The 16249-nt window shown below is 41.3% G+C and carries 13 protein-coding genes; 7 read left to right on the top strand and 6 right to left on the bottom strand.

Annotated elements, in window-relative coordinates:
• Positions 1-392 precede the first annotated feature (392 nt).
• Positions 393-686: a putative quinol monooxygenase gene (locus B3S92_RS08070; protein WP_296204722.1), complete on the top strand. Its 294-nt coding sequence runs from the start codon at positions 393-395 to the stop codon at positions 684-686.
• Between the two features lie 161 nt (positions 687-847).
• On the opposite strand, the gene metH is transcribed toward B3S92_RS08070, so the two are convergent.
• Complete coding sequence (gene metH, locus B3S92_RS08065) at positions 848-4666, bottom strand: methionine synthase (protein ID WP_296204720.1); 3819 nt, start codon at positions 4664-4666, stop codon at positions 848-850.
• A gap of 312 nt (positions 4667-4978) precedes the next feature.
• Here metH and B3S92_RS08060 point away from each other — a divergent pair, with 312 nt between their 5' ends.
• Entirely contained in the window at positions 4979-5665 is a 687-nt protein-coding gene (locus B3S92_RS08060; RefSeq protein WP_296204718.1) for a fasciclin domain-containing protein, read from the top strand.
• Between the two features lie 87 nt (positions 5666-5752).
• Here the strand turns inward: B3S92_RS08060 and B3S92_RS08055 are convergent, their stop codons facing one another.
• A complete protein-coding gene (locus tag B3S92_RS08055) occupies positions 5753-7300 on the bottom strand; it encodes an alanine/glycine:cation symporter family protein (RefSeq protein WP_296204715.1) in 1548 nt (515 codons plus the stop codon).
• A gap of 494 nt (positions 7301-7794) precedes the next feature.
• Here B3S92_RS08055 and B3S92_RS08050 point away from each other — a divergent pair, with 494 nt between their 5' ends.
• The 3 genes from B3S92_RS08050 (at position 7795) to B3S92_RS08040 (ending at position 10457) form a co-directional block, all read left to right on the top strand.
• Positions 7795-8406: a LemA family protein gene (locus B3S92_RS08050; protein ID WP_296204713.1), complete on the top strand. Its 612-nt coding sequence runs from the start codon at positions 7795-7797 to the stop codon at positions 8404-8406.
• A 191-nt stretch (positions 8407-8597) separates the two neighbouring features.
• A complete protein-coding gene (locus B3S92_RS08045; RefSeq protein ID WP_296204711.1) occupies positions 8598-9779 on the top strand; it encodes a TPM domain-containing protein in 1182 nt (393 codons plus the stop codon).
• 102 nt (positions 9780-9881) lie between these two features.
• Complete coding sequence (locus B3S92_RS08040; protein ID WP_077451624.1) at positions 9882-10457, top strand: TPM domain-containing protein; 576 nt, start codon at positions 9882-9884, stop codon at positions 10455-10457.
• A gap of 118 nt (positions 10458-10575) precedes the next feature.
• On the opposite strand, the gene B3S92_RS08035 is transcribed toward B3S92_RS08040, so the two are convergent.
• The gene (locus B3S92_RS08035) at positions 10576-11319 is read right to left on the bottom strand and encodes an SIR2 family NAD-dependent protein deacylase (RefSeq protein ID WP_296204708.1); all 744 of its coding nucleotides are present in this window, start codon (positions 11317-11319) and stop codon (positions 10576-10578) included.
• A 61-nt stretch (positions 11320-11380) separates the two neighbouring features.
• Here B3S92_RS08035 and B3S92_RS08030 point away from each other — a divergent pair, with 61 nt between their 5' ends.
• Positions 11381-11806, top strand: coding sequence for a hypothetical protein (locus B3S92_RS08030; RefSeq protein ID WP_296204706.1), 426 nt, complete (start codon positions 11381-11383; stop codon positions 11804-11806).
• A 120-nt stretch (positions 11807-11926) separates the two neighbouring features.
• Positions 11927-12871 carry a hypothetical protein gene (locus B3S92_RS08025; RefSeq protein ID WP_296204704.1) on the top strand — a complete coding sequence of 315 codons (945 nt, stop codon included), beginning with the start codon at positions 11927-11929 and terminating at the stop codon, positions 12869-12871.
• Positions 12872-13167: 296 nt separating this feature from the next.
• On the opposite strand, the gene B3S92_RS08020 is transcribed toward B3S92_RS08025, so the two are convergent.
• The 3 genes from B3S92_RS08020 to B3S92_RS08010 all read right to left on the bottom strand — a co-directional run bounded on the left by B3S92_RS08020 (position 13168) and on the right by B3S92_RS08010 (position 16187).
• Positions 13168-13377, bottom strand: coding sequence for a hypothetical protein (locus tag B3S92_RS08020; RefSeq protein WP_296204701.1), 210 nt, complete (start codon positions 13375-13377; stop codon positions 13168-13170).
• The gene (locus B3S92_RS08015) at positions 13358-13588 is read right to left on the bottom strand and encodes a hypothetical protein (RefSeq protein ID WP_296204699.1); all 231 of its coding nucleotides are present in this window, start codon (positions 13586-13588) and stop codon (positions 13358-13360) included. Before B3S92_RS08015 ends, B3S92_RS08020 begins: the two co-directional genes overlap by 20 nt.
• Before the next feature lie 676 nt (positions 13589-14264).
• Positions 14265-16187: an acyltransferase family protein gene (locus tag B3S92_RS08010; protein WP_296204697.1), complete on the bottom strand. Its 1923-nt coding sequence runs from the start codon at positions 16185-16187 to the stop codon at positions 14265-14267.
• Positions 16188-16249 lie beyond the last annotated feature (62 nt).

The following is a 16249-nucleotide window of genomic DNA, read 5'->3' as shown; positions in this document are numbered from 1 at the left end:
CTTATTTCAGGACGGGACATAGAAACTAAAAAAGCGGGCTTACTAAAAAGTCCGCTTTTTTTTAGTAGAATGGAAGCCGGTGAGCCAAAGAGAATAGAGATGAAACAAAAATTCAAGCTATTTTTTAGAGCTATCACTGAGGTTTTCTTTGCTAGCCCAAAATGTTTTTAAGGGTAGAACTAACGATTTCAAAGTCATAATTAGGCTCGTAAAAATGTGAAGGCATAGGTTCAAAATAATTGCGTATAAAGCGAAGTCCTTACTTCAAATTGGAATAACAATTCGTACCATTTTTTTACAATGAACCTTGTATTTCTTAGGTTAATATAATTTGTAATACAATTATCTGTATTGTTTTTAAACCTAATCAATAAACAAACCGAGGCAACACCATGGCAGAAGAAAATAATAAATCTAAAATAGTGGCGCTTATAACTCTACAAGAGGGCAAAAGTGAACAATTCCACCAACTTACTGATGAATTGATCGCCAACAGTAGAAAAGAAGCGGGCGTTGTGACCTATAAATTATTTAAAAGTACTGAAAATGACAACGAAGTCCTGTTCTTTGAAGAATATGCTGACCAAGAAGCGATGCAACAGCACTCAAAATCTGATCATTTCAATAAGTTTATGGAAGCGGTTAAGCCTTTATTGGCAAGTGAGCCACGATTAGAAATGTTCTAAAAGTTATCTTTTAGCCATTATTAAATGCTCAATATTAATAGTCAAATGATGCAACTTAGACTCGTAACTTAAAACCGTAGCCTTTTTTGCTAATAGATAAAAGCGCAAAATAAAACCCCATTTAAGGGGTTTTATTTTATTGATAACTAACGAAAGAACATCTAAGATAAGTTAGGATTCAACCACTTCTCAGCGGTCTTGATATCCCAATCCTTACGTTTGGCATAGTCCTCTAACTGATCACGCTCAATTTTACCCACGTTGAAGTAGACACTCTCCGGGTGTGAGTAGTAGAAGCCACTCACCGAAGACGCAGGCCACATCGCAAAGCTTTCAGTTAGATAAGTACCGATGGTATTGGTGGTGTCTAACCAATCAAACAGTTTGCCTTTTTCAGTATGCTCAGGGCAGGCAGGGTAGCCTGGTGCAGGGCGAATACCCACATACTTCTCTTTAATTAGCTCTTCATTGGTTAGCTGCTCTTCAGGCTGATAGCCCCAATACTTAGTACGGATCAGCTCATGCAAATGTTCAGCAAAGGCTTCTGCTAAGCGGTCACAAAGTGCTTGAACCATGATGGCGTTATAGTCATCACCAGCTTCTTTGTAAGAGTCGGATAACTCTTGAGCACCTTCAATAGAGACGGTAAATCCGCCTAAATAGTCAGTGTGTTCATCTGAGGGTGAGATAAAGTCCGCCAAGCTATAGTTGGGTTTACCACTGGCTTTATCTGACTGTTGACGCAGATGCTCAAATACATGGGTTGGCTGACCGCCTTCACTAGGCGGTTTGTCATAGACAGTAACCGTGTCATGATCCGTGCGTTTGGCTGGCATGATTTTGAACACCCCTTTCGGCGTCACTAAGTTCTCATCCATAAACTTCTGTAGCAACTCTTTGGCATTGCCAAATAAGTCTTTGGCTTCTTCACCGACGACTTCATCGTCAAAGATTTTTGGATATTTGCCCACTAAGCCCCAAGAAATAAAGAACGGTGTCCAGTCGATGTAGGGAAGTAAGTTTTCAATAGGATAGCTGTCGAAAACAACTTGTCCCAGCTCATTCGGAGTAGGCGGAGTATAAGTCTCCCAATCAAACTGGAAGCCTTGCTCGATAGACTCTTCATAGCTTAGTTTGGCCGCTTTTGGCTTACGATTGGCCAGACGCTCGCGTACTTTTTCATACTCTTCACGCGTCTCACGAATCAGCTCGACACGGTGCTCTTTAGAAAGCAGCTTGGTCACCACACCCACAGAGCGTGAGGCATCAGACACGTAAATTACTGCATCGTTTTGATAATTGGGCTCAATTTTAACCGCAGTATGGGCTTTAGAGGTAGTCGCACCGCCAATCATGAGAGGTAGGTCCATGCCACGCTCTTGCATTTGCTTGGCCACATAGACCATCTCATCAAGACTAGGAGTAATTAGACCAGACAGACCGATAATGTCTGCTTTTTCAGCAATGGCCGTGTCCAAAATTTTGTCGCAAGGCACCATAACGCCTAGGTCCACAACGTCATAGCCATTACAGCCCAGTACCACGCCGACGATGTTTTTACCGATATCGTGAACGTCACCTTTGACCGTGGCCATAACCACTTTACCCTTAACTTCACCCTCTACCTTTTCAGCTTCGATGTAAGGGTTTAATACCGCCACCGCTCGTTTCATAACGCGGGCTGACTTCACAACTTGAGGTAGGAACATTTTACCCGCCCCAAATAAATCGCCGACCACGTTCATACCGTCCATTAATGGCCCTTCAATCACATGTAGCGGTTTGGGGTATTTCAGGCGTGCCTCTTCGGTATCTTCATCAATGTAAGTGGTAATACCTTTGACTAAAGCATGCTCAATGCGCTTTTCAACCGACTGTTCACGCCATGATAGATCGACTGTACCATCGTTTTTCTTACCGCCAGCCACATAGGCTTCGGCAATAGTCATCAAGCGTTCAGTAGCGTCTTGACCACTTTCACCTTGGTTGCGGTTAAGCATCACATCTTCGATGGCTTCACGCGCCTCTTTTGGAATTTCGTCATACACCTCAAGCATGGCGGGGTTGACGATACCCATGGTTAGCCCCGCTTTAATAGCGTGGTATAAGAAGACCGCGTTAATCGCTTCACGAATGGGGTTACCACGGAAACTGAACGAAACGTTTGAGACACCACCTGATACCATCGCATTGGGTAGATTGTCAGTAATCCATTTGGTCGCGTTAATAAAGTCTGCGCCATAGTTGTTATGCTCAGGGATACCGGTTGCTACTGCAAAGATATTGGGGTCAAAGATGATGTCCTCACTTGGAAAGCCCACATCATTAACTAAGACGTCATAACTGCGCTGACAGATTTCGATTTTACGCTCAAAAGTATCGGCCTGACCGTCTTCATCGAAGGCCATAACAATGATTGCTGCACCATAGCGCATGCACAGCTTGGCTCTTTCAACAAATTCGTCATGGCCTTCTTTTAGCGAAATGGAGTTCACCACCGCCTTGCCTTGAGTGCGTTTTAAACCTTCCTCGATGATGTCCCATTTTGAAGAGTCAATCATCAGCGGCACACGGCTAATGTCGGGCTCGCCAGCGACTAAGTTTAAGAAGTGAATCATCGCCCCTTTGGAGTCGAGCATCCCCTCATCCATGTTGATGTCGACGATTTGAGCGCCGCCCTCTACTTGGTCGCGCGCCACATCCAATGCTTCAGTAAATTCGCCAGTCTTAATTAAGCGTAAGAACTTTTTAGAACCGGTGACGTTGGTACGCTCACCGACGTTCACAAATAAGCTGTCTTCGGTGATATTAAAAGGCTCTAGACCAGACAAGCGACATGCTGGTGGGATAGTCGGAACTTTACGAGGCGGATATTGTTGCATCACGTCATGAATAGCTTTGATGTGCTCAGGGCGAGTTCCACAGCAGCCCCCAACGATATTTAGGATTCCCGCTCTACCAAAGCCATTGAGTAGGGCAGCGGTTTCTTCAGGAGTCTCGTCATATTCACCGAACTCGTTAGGCAAGCCGGCATTGGGGTGCGCAGACACATAAGTATCAGCAATATCCGATAACGTTTGAATGTGAGGTCTTAAAGCATCAGCGCCCAAAGCACAGTTGAAACCCACTGATAGCGGCTTGGCATGACGAATTGAGTTATAAAAAGCTTCAGCGGTTTGACCCGATAAGGTACGGCCCGAGGCATCGGTAATCGTACCTGAAATCATAATAGGTAACTCATAACCGATTACTTCAAATACCCCAGTAATGGCGAAAATAGCCGCTTTAGCGTTTAGGGTATCAAAGATAGTTTCAACCAAAATAAGGTCAATACCACCTTCAATTAAAGCGTATAAAGCTTCGGTATAGTTATCGACTAGCTCATCAAAAGTGACGTTACGAAAGGCAGGGTCGTTAACATCAGGTGATAGCGAGCAGGTGCGAGAGGTTGGTCCGATAACCCCGGCCACAAAGCGAGGCTTGTCAGGGTTTTGCGCAGTGAACTCATCAGCTACTTCACGAGCGATACGCGCCGCTTCACGGTTAATCTCTGGCACAAGATGTTCCATTGCATAATCTGCCATAGAAATCTGAGTCGCATTAAACGTGTTGGTTTCGATAATGTCGGCCCCCGCATTCAGGTGATCGCGGTGAATGCTTTTGATGATATCTGGCTGGGTCAGTACCAGTAAGTCGTTGTTACCTTGGACATCTCGATGAAAGTCAGCAAAGCGCTCGCCTCGATAGTCCGCTTCTTGCAGCTTAAAAGTTTGAATTTGGGTACCCATTGCCCCGTCAAGCATCAAGATACGTTGTTCTAAGTGTTCAACGATACGCTGGCGGGCGGTTTGTTGCTGCTCTTTATAAGGCAAGGTGGCGGGAGGTACTAAATTGAAGTTATCGGGATTGTGTTCTTTTTTTGCAGAATTTTCTGGGAGGTCTTTTTGGGTATTGTGTTCAGGATGTGAGCAATTGGCCATAGTGCTATCTTATATATTGAGTTAACAGGGACAGAAATCTCTTCTACAGCTATATATATTTGGAACTACGGGTTGCCAAATAAGATTTCTAAAATCTAGCTTAGTGTAGCATACTGCTTGTGAATATCTAATTCTCTACAGGGATAAATCCATAGCAATATGGAGCAAGGTAGCTAAGCTAATGGGACTAATTTGACAGGGTTACCCCTAAAATTAATAACATAAAAAAAGTTTGTCTGAGTATACAAGAAAATAGACACAACTTATTTTCTTTGTATAAACTAAGGTGACTTATACAAAAGGACGTATTTTATGATAAAAACTATGCCCGTATGGACACTGGCTATGGCTTTAATGGCATTTACTGCTGGCCCAAGCAATGCACAGACTAAGACGCCTGTTTCTAGCGGCTCAGCCACAAACTCCATCGTTAATGAATCTATGCTGCGACAGCCCAATGCTATTTATAGCAGCTTCGGTCAAAGCTCCTCAGCGCTTAGTCAGCCTGTGCAAGCTCCTTTATCTAATACCGCCACTGCATTTACTTCTACCCCCATAAATTATGATGCTTCAGAGAACGCCTTACAGTTGGCAAGACGAAATCCTAATTTATCAATATTGGTAGAGGCTATTGATGCAGCAGGGTTAACGGGCGTGCTTAGATTTGCAGGGAGTAATTACACAATTTTTGCGCCAGATAATGCCGCCTTTGAGGCTTGGTTTAATGAAACTACAATGACCAAACAAAAGCTGATGCAAAATAAGCCCTTACTGCGTATTTTATTGGCTTATCATGTGCTAAAAACACCTCAGCCACTAACTGTAGCGCAAATGCAGCCCAGTCGGTTGACCACTTTTAATAATTATCAATTGACTATCACCAATCAAAAGATGATTAAAGATGGCATAGGCCGAACAGCGATGATTAAAGCGGCCGATATTCCTACTCGCAATGGTACGGTTCATGTGATTGATAAGGTGCTTTTTCCAGAGGGCTAGTGCAGTAGATTATAGACAGACATAAAAAAACCCGATGCTTATAAGTATCGGGTTTTTTTAAATTAACTGGGTTGTTAACTTGCTGATTTATTTAAGATCGTTTTTACGATTGGATTCAACAGTCTGCTTGTAGCGCTCTTCCCAGTAAGTGGCATTTTTGATACCGAACTTCTTAGGATCAAACACGAAGCGTTTTTCTGAAGTACCGCCACCCGCTTTTAACTGTGCCTCATAGTCTTTAAGCATAGTTAATGTTGGTTTGGCTACAAAGAAGATAACAATAATACCAACGATGTTTAACCAAGCCATCAAGCCAACACCTACGTCACCTAAGCCCCAGATATAGCCTGAGCTGTTTAAGGCGCCATAAGCTACCATAATCATGATGACAACTTTTACTAAGAAGGTACCCGTTTTACTGGCGCCTTTACCCATAGAGCGGGTTAAGTAAGAGATGTTAACTTCAGCGATATAGTAGTAGGCTAAGATAGTAGTAAACGCGAAGAAGAATACCGCAATCGCAATAAATGAGTCACCGAAGGTACCATACACTGATTCCATCGCCATTTGAGTAAATGAAGGCGAGTTAATCTCAATATCTGCAGCAACATTTTGGACGATAAACTGACCGTCAGGTAATGTGCCTTGAATGTTGTACATACCGGTAGACAAAATCATGAACGCAGTAGCAGAACAAACTAGCAGAGTATCTACATAGACTGAGAAAGCCTGAACCAAGCCCTGTTGTGAAGGATGATCCACGGCGGCAGCAGCTGCGGCGTGTGGTCCTGTACCTTGACCGGCTTCATTAGAGTAGATACCACGTTTTACACCCCAACCAATAGCGGCACCAAAGCCTGCTTGAGCTGTGAAGGCATCACCGATAATCATACCAAATACTTCAGGAACTTTACTGAAGTTGGTGAACATGATTAAGATGGCTAAAACGATATAACCTACGGCCATAAAAGGAACGGCATATTCAGCGAAGTTAGCAATACGCTTAATACCACCGAAGATGATGAAACCTAGCACTAATAAAATAATAGCTAGAGCAATTAGACGGCTAGAGCCAACGTCCATGCCCATAAAGTTCATCAATGTACCTTCACCGGTTACTTGGGCTACAGCGTTAACCACACCGTTGGCCTGCACACCAGGTAAGAAGATACCACAAGCAATAATAGAAGATATAGCAAATAAAATACCATACCATTTTTGACCTAAAGCTCGTTCAAAGTAATAGGCTGGACCACCGCGATATTCGCCAGTGATAACATCACGCTCTTTATAAATCTGACCTAAGGTAGATTCTACATAAGCAGTAGAAGCGCCTAAGAAAGCCACAATCCACATCCAGAATACTGCCCCTGGACCACCGAAGCCGATAGCAGCAGCAACACCGGCAATGTTACCCATACCGACACGGCCGGCAAGGGCAACAGCAAGAGCTTGGAATGAAGAGATACCGTCATTGTCTGGTTTGCCTTTAAAAAGAAGACGAAGCATCTCTTTAAATAGACGAATTTGAACAAAGCGGGTCATGATTGAATAGAATAAACCTGCGCCCAAACAGAGGTAGATTAGGGCAGGGCTCCAAATAACGGAGTTTAAAGCACTTACGATGCCTTCCATAGTGTGTTTCCTAGTGTTAACAAATTGAGTAACTTACCTGTCGCTCAATTAATTGTAATAATCTAAAGGTGTGTACAGCGCTTATTTAATTAACAGTTCTGTAGAAAAAATCTAACCAATACAATTAGATAAACACAAACACATAAGTAAGTTGTACTCTTAGTAACTGTAAGTTAGATTAGCTAAATGTTACTAAAAAGTACCTCTAAGTAACTGCAATTTGCCACAAAAAAAAGCAAATTGCTAGATTATTTTTTACTATTTGATAAAAAAAAATATAAAAATTAGCAAGTTGATAGACTTTGCCTAGGCCATTACTATCGTTATATTGGGGTAAAGAGGTTGTATTTAGGTAACAAAAAATTGTATTAATTGTGCTTTGACATCATTCAACAGTACAATTGCAGTACCTTACTATTAAGTTTAAAAAATCTAAAGTGAGATTACTGGGTTTACCTTTAATGTAAAATAATTTGAAAATTTTCGGAGTAGTTATGTCACGTAAATCAATCCTTAAGCCGCTTATGTTATCTACTGTTTTAGGCATGTCGGCAGTGAGCTTATCAGGTTGTGGTTATAACAACCTGCAAGCACAAGATGAGCAAGTTAATGCAGCTTGGTCAGAAGTAGTTAACCAATATCAGCGCCGTGATGACTTAGTACCAAACCTAGTCAAAGTGGTTAAACAATATGCGGATCAAGAGCAAGAAGTATTCACTCAGGTTGCTGAGGCCCGTTCAAGAGCAGGTAGCCTTCAGCTAACGCCTGAAACCTTGAATGACCCACAAGCAATGGAGAACTACCAAGCGGCGCAAGCTGAAATGACCGGTGCTTTATCTCGCTTAATGGCCGTGTCTGAGCGTTATCCTGAACTTAAATCAGATAAACTGTTCCAAGATCTACAAGCACAGCTTGAAGGTACTGAGAACCGTATTACTGTAGCTCGTAACCGCTATATTCAAGAGGTTCAAGGCTACAACACCACCGTCCGTCAGTTCCCGACCAATATTACTGCTAAAGTGTTTGGCATGGATCCTAAGCCTAACTTTACTGTTGAAAATGAGAAAGAAATCTCTACAGCGCCAGAAGTTAATTTCGGTGAGTAGTTAGAGACTAGCTAAAACCTTGGCTGATATTCAGTTAAACATGATGTTGTTTTAATAAAGTAGCTTATAAGCATTTGGCCTATAAGCTACAAATTTACCTGTCTTTTCATTAGTTAGTTTTTTAGCTAATTGGGTTTTATGAGAGGACAGCTATAAAATAAGTTTCTTAGAGTAAAGTGGTGATGATGCGCATGCAAAAGTTGAAACGTAGTTGGTCAATATTGTCAATAATAGGCGCGACCCTATTGGTAACGCCTGTAAGTTTCGCTGTGAATGGTGAAGCTTCGAGTGCGGCATCATCTCAGTCTTCTCAGCAGTTGGGCGACCAAAGTGTTGAGGATATGGTGGCCATTGCCAAAGCTGGCCAACAAAACGAAGCTATTAATGACGCTATTTTCGGCAACGAGGCCATTACTGATAATATACCTACTCTTGGTGAGGCTAGTGCTGAGGATAATCGCAGTCAATCAGAGGTAGCCACGGCTGAGCCTCGTCAATCTACTGCCCAAGGGGTTGATAGCGATAAACTTATTTTAAACTCGCCTGTGGTTGACCAGGCCAATATTTTTACCCCTCAAGAAAAACAACTATTAACCCAAAGATTACGTCATATTTACGATCAAGGCTTGGCCCAGGCCGCCTTAGTAACCGTACCTACCACCAATGGTATGGATATTTTTCAATACAGTTTGCAGGTGGCAGAAAAGTGGCAATTGGGTAATAAAGATACCGATGATGGTCTATTGATACTGGTCGCAGTTAACGATCGTAATATATATATCTTGTCAGGTTATGGTTTAGAAGGGGTGCTCCCTGATGCTGCTTTAAATCGTATTATCGATGAGGAAATTACTCCTTCATTTAAGCAAGGTGATTATGCGGGTGGCTTGGTCAAAGGGATTAACCGTATCGAAGAGCGTTTGGTCGCCGATCCTGATGTTTTAGCACAGTCAGATGCCCTAGCCAAAGAGCGTGCTCAGCAACAAAATCAAGCTGTGGGTGATTCTCCTTCCTTATTTGGTACTTTTCTTATTGCCCTAATCTTTGGTATGTTTTTAACCTCAGCTTTAGGCCGTATCCTTGGGTCGTTTCTTGCAACAGGTGGTTTTGCCTTGATGGCTCTATCTGCAGGCGCTGGGCTATTTACCACTATTTTCATGGCCATCTTTTTATGGCTATTCCTAATTTCACGCGGCGGTGGCGGCGGTGGAAAGGGGGGCGGAAAAGGTGGTAGAGGCCGTCGTGGGGGTGTGGTTGTATTCCCAGGTGGTGGTTTCGGTGGCGGTGGTTTTGGTGGTGGCGGCTTCGGCGGCGGTGGTTTTGGCGGTGGTGGTGGCGGCTTCGGTGGTGGCGGTGCTGGTGGCTCATGGTAAAGCTGGCATTTATCTCGTAACATATCGCATTAATGCCCTTAATACATAACTCTCTATGGCTACGATAGCTAATATAAAAATAAGGTTTGAGGTAAGACTGACATGCAACAAAAAGCAAAGCCCGACTTAAAATCTGTGCACCCCAATGTCGCTGAAGGACATACTGTGGTCAGTGAGCCAAGCTTTGCAAGATGGTGGCGTCAAGCAATATTCATCCCGATATTGCACAATCGTTGGGTATCTGATGAAGTCATGCAACGTCTTACTCAGAAGGTCACCGAAGTAGAGAAGGGTCATCGTGGCGAGGTGTTCTTAGTGATAGAAAACCACTTGCCCATTAATCTAGCTTATAGGGTAGGTACTCGTGAGCGAGCTATTGATTTATTTAGCTTGTACCGAGTGTGGGATACAGAGGAAAATACTGGGGTACTGGTATACGTTAACGTTTGCGAGCATAGCTTAGAGATTGTGGCAGATAGAGGGATTAATACTCATGTTAGCCCGACAGTTTGGCAAGCCATGTGTGATAAAGCAATAGCAGGTATGGCCAAAGGCAATATAGAACAAAGCTTGCTGGATTTATTAGATGAAATCGGCTTATTGCTAAAACAGCATTACTACTTAGAGCACGATCCAGAAGGTAATGAGCTTTCGGACACTGTGGTATTTTTAAAATAAAATTGTCCTTGTAAAGTAAAGAGTGACATTGGCCCTAAATAATAAAAAAGCTAGGCTTCGTAATAAAGCCTAGCTTTTTTTATGTTATTTGTTTTATAGCTCTTTTATACCAAATCCATTAGAGCAGTGCGGCAGATAGGGTAGGCAACACCTCTCCAGCTTTGCCTGCCAATACCACATCAATTAATGGGTTTTGAGTCGGATGCAAGTTAATTTCAATTAGTTTGGCTCCCTGACTCTTTGCCAATTGTGATAAACCAGCCGCCGGATAAACTAAGCTTGAAGTACCGATACTTATAAAAACATCACAGTCTGCTGAAGCCTGTTCGGCATACTGCCAAGCACCCGATGGTAACATCTCGCCAAACCAAACAATGTCCGGTCGAATATAAGCCTCACATTCAGGGCAATTAACCAGAGCGTCCTGGCTATAATCAATGTCACCTTGGTAGGCTACATCACATTGACTGCATTTGTTTTTCCATAAATGACCGTGCAAGTGAGTGACCTGACTGCCTGCTTGTTCATGAAGGTCATCTACATTTTGGGTGATGAGGCTTAAAGTTTTGCCCTGAGTCTTCGCCCACTGTTGTAGGCTGGCTAGAGCGTGATGAGCAGGGTTGGGCTGTTTGTCTTTGACCAGATTGCGTCGCCATTGATACCACGACCAAACCATCTTAGGGTCACGCTCAAAGGCCTCAATACTGGCTAAATCTTCTGCCCTAAAGTTCTCCCAAAGTCCCGTTTGCTTGTCCCGAAAAGTAGGGATGCCGCTTTCTGCAGAGATACCTGCTCCAGTTAAGACGCAGATATGTTGTGCGTTTTGAAGTAGAGTAATGGCTTGTTGTACATCATTGGTCATAAAACACCTATATAAGCTTGGGTTTGTGTATCATAATATACTATCAATAATAGGAGGACGTATGAATCAGACTTTTAGTGGCGTGGTGTTGCTCGGAGCGGTGCTCTTATGTGCTCTGGTATTGTTCGTTATTGGCTTGGTTATGAAGCCTAAGACAGCAGGTAAGGGGCTTCATAAATCTGCCAACAATAAAATGAATTTAGATAAAGCCAAGCCTAAGTTTAATAGTAAGGCTGGAGCATTTAGCAAAACATCCAATGAACAATTGTTAAAGCTAAAAAACTTAATCAGTAAGAATTTTCCAGATATCACGGCCCTGATGCGTGAGCACCATTTGGTGTTAGAAAGAAATGCCAAAAAGGTAGCTTTACTGACGTTAGATGTCAATGCTGCCTTGGGACGTCGACGCTTGGGTGAGGTGACAGTTATTAATTTTCATAAGCTTCCTAGTGTGGAAGAGCTAAGAATAGAGCTAAGTGGCGTATAGCTGGGCTATTAACCTTTGTGATAATACAGTAAACTGGGTGTTTTAAATTTTGTGAGGCTCATTTACTGAGCTCAATATAGATCATTTTTTTATTCATTAAATTTACAGGCTCACGTTACTATGCGATGGCAACAAGAAAAAACTCTACAGGATGTTGAGTTAAGGGCAGAGAGTAGACCAGATACCGGTTTTTTATCTTGGTCCAACTATATAAAAAAGCACAGGGAGGATCCCAATCAAAGATACCAAGTCGCTCAACAGTTTTTGCCTTGGCCCATCGGTTTTAAAGAATCCGTACTTGCCCTTAGAGCCATAATTCGAGATAAAAACAAAGCCAATTTGGATTATAAGTCTGATCTGTTGTCTCTGTATCATCTTGCAGCCTGGGAGTCTTTTTGTCCAAAGCAATGTGAAAGCATAGAAGAGCCTGCTTTTAAAGTATTTGAGCAAATACCAGGCGGGCTAGTGGCTGACCTGCCAGTTGACTATCAGCAATTAGGGTATGAGCAACTAAAATTGCTAACCAAAACCGATGCCAAAATGCTGGTCAACTTATATGGTGAACCAAAGCAGCACAGCACTTTGAATCAGCTATATGCAGAGGTTTGGCAACAAGCTGAGCAAGACTATATTCAGCGCTTACAGCAGTGCCAATCTGCTGAGCAGCTCAAGAACCAACCCAAGGATTATGGTGCTGAATTAAAGCCAAAATATGGAATCAGCAGTGCTTCTAAAAAATATGATGCTAACGGACAAGCGATTGTCGCAGCAAAGCCTGCTTCTCAAGCGGAAAAGCACATTAAGGCCAGGATAAAGTCTAGCCAAAAGGTAACTCAGGATAAGCAAAAGGAAGGTAGATATTCAGCTGTGGTTGCTCGGGGCAAACAGTTCACTGGATTGGCTGTACAAGCTTTAAGAGAGAGAGCTTTAATTAAAGAGAGGGTTTTGGGTAGTTCCCTAAAGAATATCACACATACCTTAGCGGACAAAAAAATGGTGGTGGTTTTGGGGGTAAGTTGTTTAGTAGTAAGTAGAAAACTGCGCTCTCAGAATCGTAATAAGTAGTCCACTATAAGAACCTACGATGGGCTTTGCGAGCCCTATTTTATAATGTGTTTAGCTAGGCTCGTTTTTTATTGCAAGCGGGAAGGGATGTAGAGATAATACAGACTTACAGAAGATGGTGCGCTTGGCGGGAGTCAATCTAAACTATGAAGGCCTTTAATACAAAGGGTTTTGGAGTTTTATTAAATCATATGCACAACATTATGTACAACATTTAGCAAGTGCTACTGACGTTTTATAGTGCTTCTTGATTGAGTAAAGGTAGATAAAAAATATTGTTACCATTTGTAATTTAATCAATGTTTCCTAGCATCAATAGTTTGTACGCTCACCTTGATAGCTCCTATGCTGTTTGTGTTGCTATCATCAATGCCACTATCCAAGCCACATATCTTGGCCTTACTCATAGTTGCACTTATCATGGCAGTAGGGTTGCCATTCTCCTTGGCTATGTGCCTTGCCTCATCAAGCTCAGCTATTAAATCATCAATAGTCAGCTTTGTCATTATTCACCTCACTTGATAGCTCATCAATCAGATCACTCAGCAAGCTTACCTCGCTTGGCTCATTGGCAGGCTGTGGCTGATCATAACCTAAAAGCTTGGCCTGACTCATCACACTATTAATGAGGCCATTAACATTCTCATTTTTTATCGCAATCTCTTTAGCTAACTGTAAATCTTGGATAAGGTCATCTAGTGTTGGTAAGTATGCCATTATATTAACCTCTCTATTATCTGTTGTGCTATCTCATCATGCTCATTAACTAGCCTGTTATAGGTCTTTTGCCACATACCTCGAGGCTTACCACCATGACCATTAACAATGCCTTGAGGCCAGCCTAAACGCTCTCTAATGACTGCTACACGCTTGAGTAGCTTATCAACTGGCTGTTGTAGTTGTGATTGATAGTTAAGGCCTATGCAATGCCTGCACTGGTAGGATTGATTGAAGTATAAGACTGCTACACGCCTGCCACACTTAGGGCAATGCCACCAATGACGATGCCCACCATAGGTGCAAGGTGTGTTACTGATATTAATAGTTATGCTGTGGTCATTGCCTAGGTAGTTATAAGATATGGTTACAGTCTTAACTAGGCCATGCTGTTTGAGGTAGTCACGATATGAGCTAATAGGTAGTTTAGAATAATTGTTAAGGGTAGGTGTGTTTGCTAGTTTTGGCATAATCGTTATCTAAATAATTAATACTTTTGTTATATTATAACAATAATAGGTATGATTGCTCATTTTTTAAACAATTTAACCTTAAAATTTATCAATATGCTCAGATATGGCACTGACAAAACCTATTAACAGACACAAAAAAGGGCACTATTTTTGAATAATGCCCTAATTAACTTAATTACATTTGAGTCGTAAAGTAGTAATAGTTATTTATTGGTATAGTAGATATTTAATAAAGGTTTTTCTATAATATTCCTGACTATAAATCTTGATCCTTCTCTACTTAAATGACCATAATCTGTCTGAATTAGCTTTTGATCATTTGTATAAACTCGACACTTTATATTCTCATCCGTGTTTTTTATGCAGAGCTTACTTATTAATGAAATATATTGAAATTCTGATTCTTCAGCTAATGACCTCATTGCTTGATCGGTAAGAATCACATCGTTATTTAGATTTTTATCTTCTATGAAAAGCTCTTTGGTTTTCCAATGGTTTGGCTGAACTACAATGCTAGGTAGACTTTTCTCCCACTGAGAAACAGGGCCTATTACTAATAACTCTGCATCAGATATCTTAGAGATTTTTGTACTGAGCTCTTTCCAATCCTGTTTATCATGTTGATCTTTTTGAGCAATTATTATCAACTTAGGATGGATTTGATTGATAGTATCAAGTGCTTTCTTATTAGCATAGTTACAAGGCTCACTTAACTCAGCTCTTTCATATATATCTGGTTTTAAAGAAGGTCTACAGCCAGAGGATGTAACTTGAGAGAAACCTATATTTCTTTCTTGAAATAGCTCTCTGAGACCTAAAGATAGCGCCTGTGCATGTGAGTCTCCCCATAACAAAACGCCATCCGATGATGACGTATTAATACAACTACTGTCTAAATTGTACTCTTTGCTTTTATTATGAGCTGAATACATATCGCATTTTAACCAATAGTCTTCATATTTATTTTCTTTCTCTTGTTTAGCATAATAATCTATGAAGACTGCTCTTTCAGAAATAGCACCTGGTCTAAAGCTAAGTGGGCTGCCTCCTGAATAAAAAACTGCTGTGCTTCCTATTAATATTATTAAAGATATATGTATAGGCTTACATTTAAGATAGCCTAGAAGAGTAGGAAAGCTTCTAGGAAATCTAATGCGTTCAATATACTTATAACTTAAATATCCAAGTAAAACGGATAAAGCCATTCCAATGTAGATATATTGGTTTGGTAATGAGAATGTATAAATAGCAACAACAAAGGGCCAGTGCCATAAGTAAATAGAATAAGACCAAGCACCTAGTTTTTGGAATAAAATATTACCAGTTATGATACTTTCATTACGCTGAGCTTGGATAATTAAAAAAGTACCTAATACAGGGAACAGTGCTAAGTAACCAGGCCATGGATCATCACCAGTAATAAAGACATATGAACCTACAATTAATACTAAGCCCAGTATTTCTACTAGCCTTTTATTATTTTCTTGCAGTTTAATAGGATATAGAAAAGCAACACCACCTAACATCATCTCCCACGCTCTCATTGGGAATAGGTAGTAAGATGCACTTGGCCATTTATATGTTGCGTAAACTGAGAATATAAAACCTACTACTGTAGCTGCTATGATTAGTGACTTTAATGTTTTAAGGCTAAATACTCTTTTTAAAACAAGCAGTACTAGCGGATAGATAATATAAAATTGCCATTCGACAGATAGTGACCAAGTATGTAGTAGCCATTTCTCATGCGATGCAGCATCAAAATATCCTGCTTCACGCCAATAAATTACATTGGATAAGAAGCCTACACTGCTGGCAGCGTGTTTACCCAATGCTTTATACTCTAGGGGTGTTAGATAGAACCAACCAAAGACTAGAAGTGCTAAGCATAGGGCTGCAAGTGCTGGAATAATTCTATTTGCTCGAGCAACATAAAAATTTAGAACTGAAAAGTTATTGTTCTCTAATCCTTTAAAAATAATCCCTGTCATCAAAAAACCAGAGATAACAAAGAATACGTCAACACCAGCAAAACCGCCTGGCATCCAAGAAGCATTAAAGTGAAATAGTACAACTGCAATTACTGCAAAGGCTCTAAGGCCATTAATATCCTTTCTAAACTTCATGTAAGATACTCAGCATTAATTAAAAAATTCTGAATATTGTATAGGAATATTAATGATTTGTA

Origin of the sequence: Psychrobacter sp. UBA3962, from assembly GCF_002385225.1 — a bacterium.
GTDB lineage: Bacteria > Pseudomonadota > Gammaproteobacteria > Pseudomonadales > Moraxellaceae > Psychrobacter.
This window is presented reverse-complemented; position numbering and strand designations above follow the sequence as displayed.

What these genes read in the sequence shown, in the direction of transcription:
- B3S92_RS08070 (WP_296204722.1), top strand. Translation starts at nt 393, where the DNA reads ATGGCAGAAGAAAATAATAAATCTAAAATAGTGGCGCTTATAACTCTA.
- metH (WP_296204720.1), bottom strand. Translation starts at nt 4,666, where the DNA reads ATGGCCAATTGCTCACATCCTGAACACAATACCCAAAAAGACCTCCCA.
- B3S92_RS08060 (WP_296204718.1), top strand. Translation starts at nt 4,979, where the DNA reads ATGATAAAAACTATGCCCGTATGGACACTGGCTATGGCTTTAATGGCA.
- B3S92_RS08055 (WP_296204715.1), bottom strand. Translation starts at nt 7,300, where the DNA reads ATGGAAGGCATCGTAAGTGCTTTAAACTCCGTTATTTGGAGCCCTGCC.
- B3S92_RS08050 (WP_296204713.1), top strand. Translation starts at nt 7,795, where the DNA reads ATGTCACGTAAATCAATCCTTAAGCCGCTTATGTTATCTACTGTTTTA.
- B3S92_RS08045 (WP_296204711.1), top strand. Translation starts at nt 8,598, where the DNA reads ATGCAAAAGTTGAAACGTAGTTGGTCAATATTGTCAATAATAGGCGCG.
- B3S92_RS08040 (WP_077451624.1), top strand. Translation starts at nt 9,882, where the DNA reads ATGCAACAAAAAGCAAAGCCCGACTTAAAATCTGTGCACCCCAATGTC.
- B3S92_RS08035 (WP_296204708.1), bottom strand. Translation starts at nt 11,319, where the DNA reads ATGACCAATGATGTACAACAAGCCATTACTCTACTTCAAAACGCACAA.
- B3S92_RS08030 (WP_296204706.1), top strand. Translation starts at nt 11,381, where the DNA reads ATGAATCAGACTTTTAGTGGCGTGGTGTTGCTCGGAGCGGTGCTCTTA.
- B3S92_RS08025 (WP_296204704.1), top strand. Translation starts at nt 11,927, where the DNA reads ATGCGATGGCAACAAGAAAAAACTCTACAGGATGTTGAGTTAAGGGCA.
- B3S92_RS08020 (WP_296204701.1), bottom strand. Translation starts at nt 13,377, where the DNA reads ATGACAAAGCTGACTATTGATGATTTAATAGCTGAGCTTGATGAGGCA.
- B3S92_RS08015 (WP_296204699.1), bottom strand. Translation starts at nt 13,588, where the DNA reads ATGGCATACTTACCAACACTAGATGACCTTATCCAAGATTTACAGTTA.
- B3S92_RS08010 (WP_296204697.1), bottom strand. Translation starts at nt 16,187, where the DNA reads ATGAAGTTTAGAAAGGATATTAATGGCCTTAGAGCCTTTGCAGTAATT.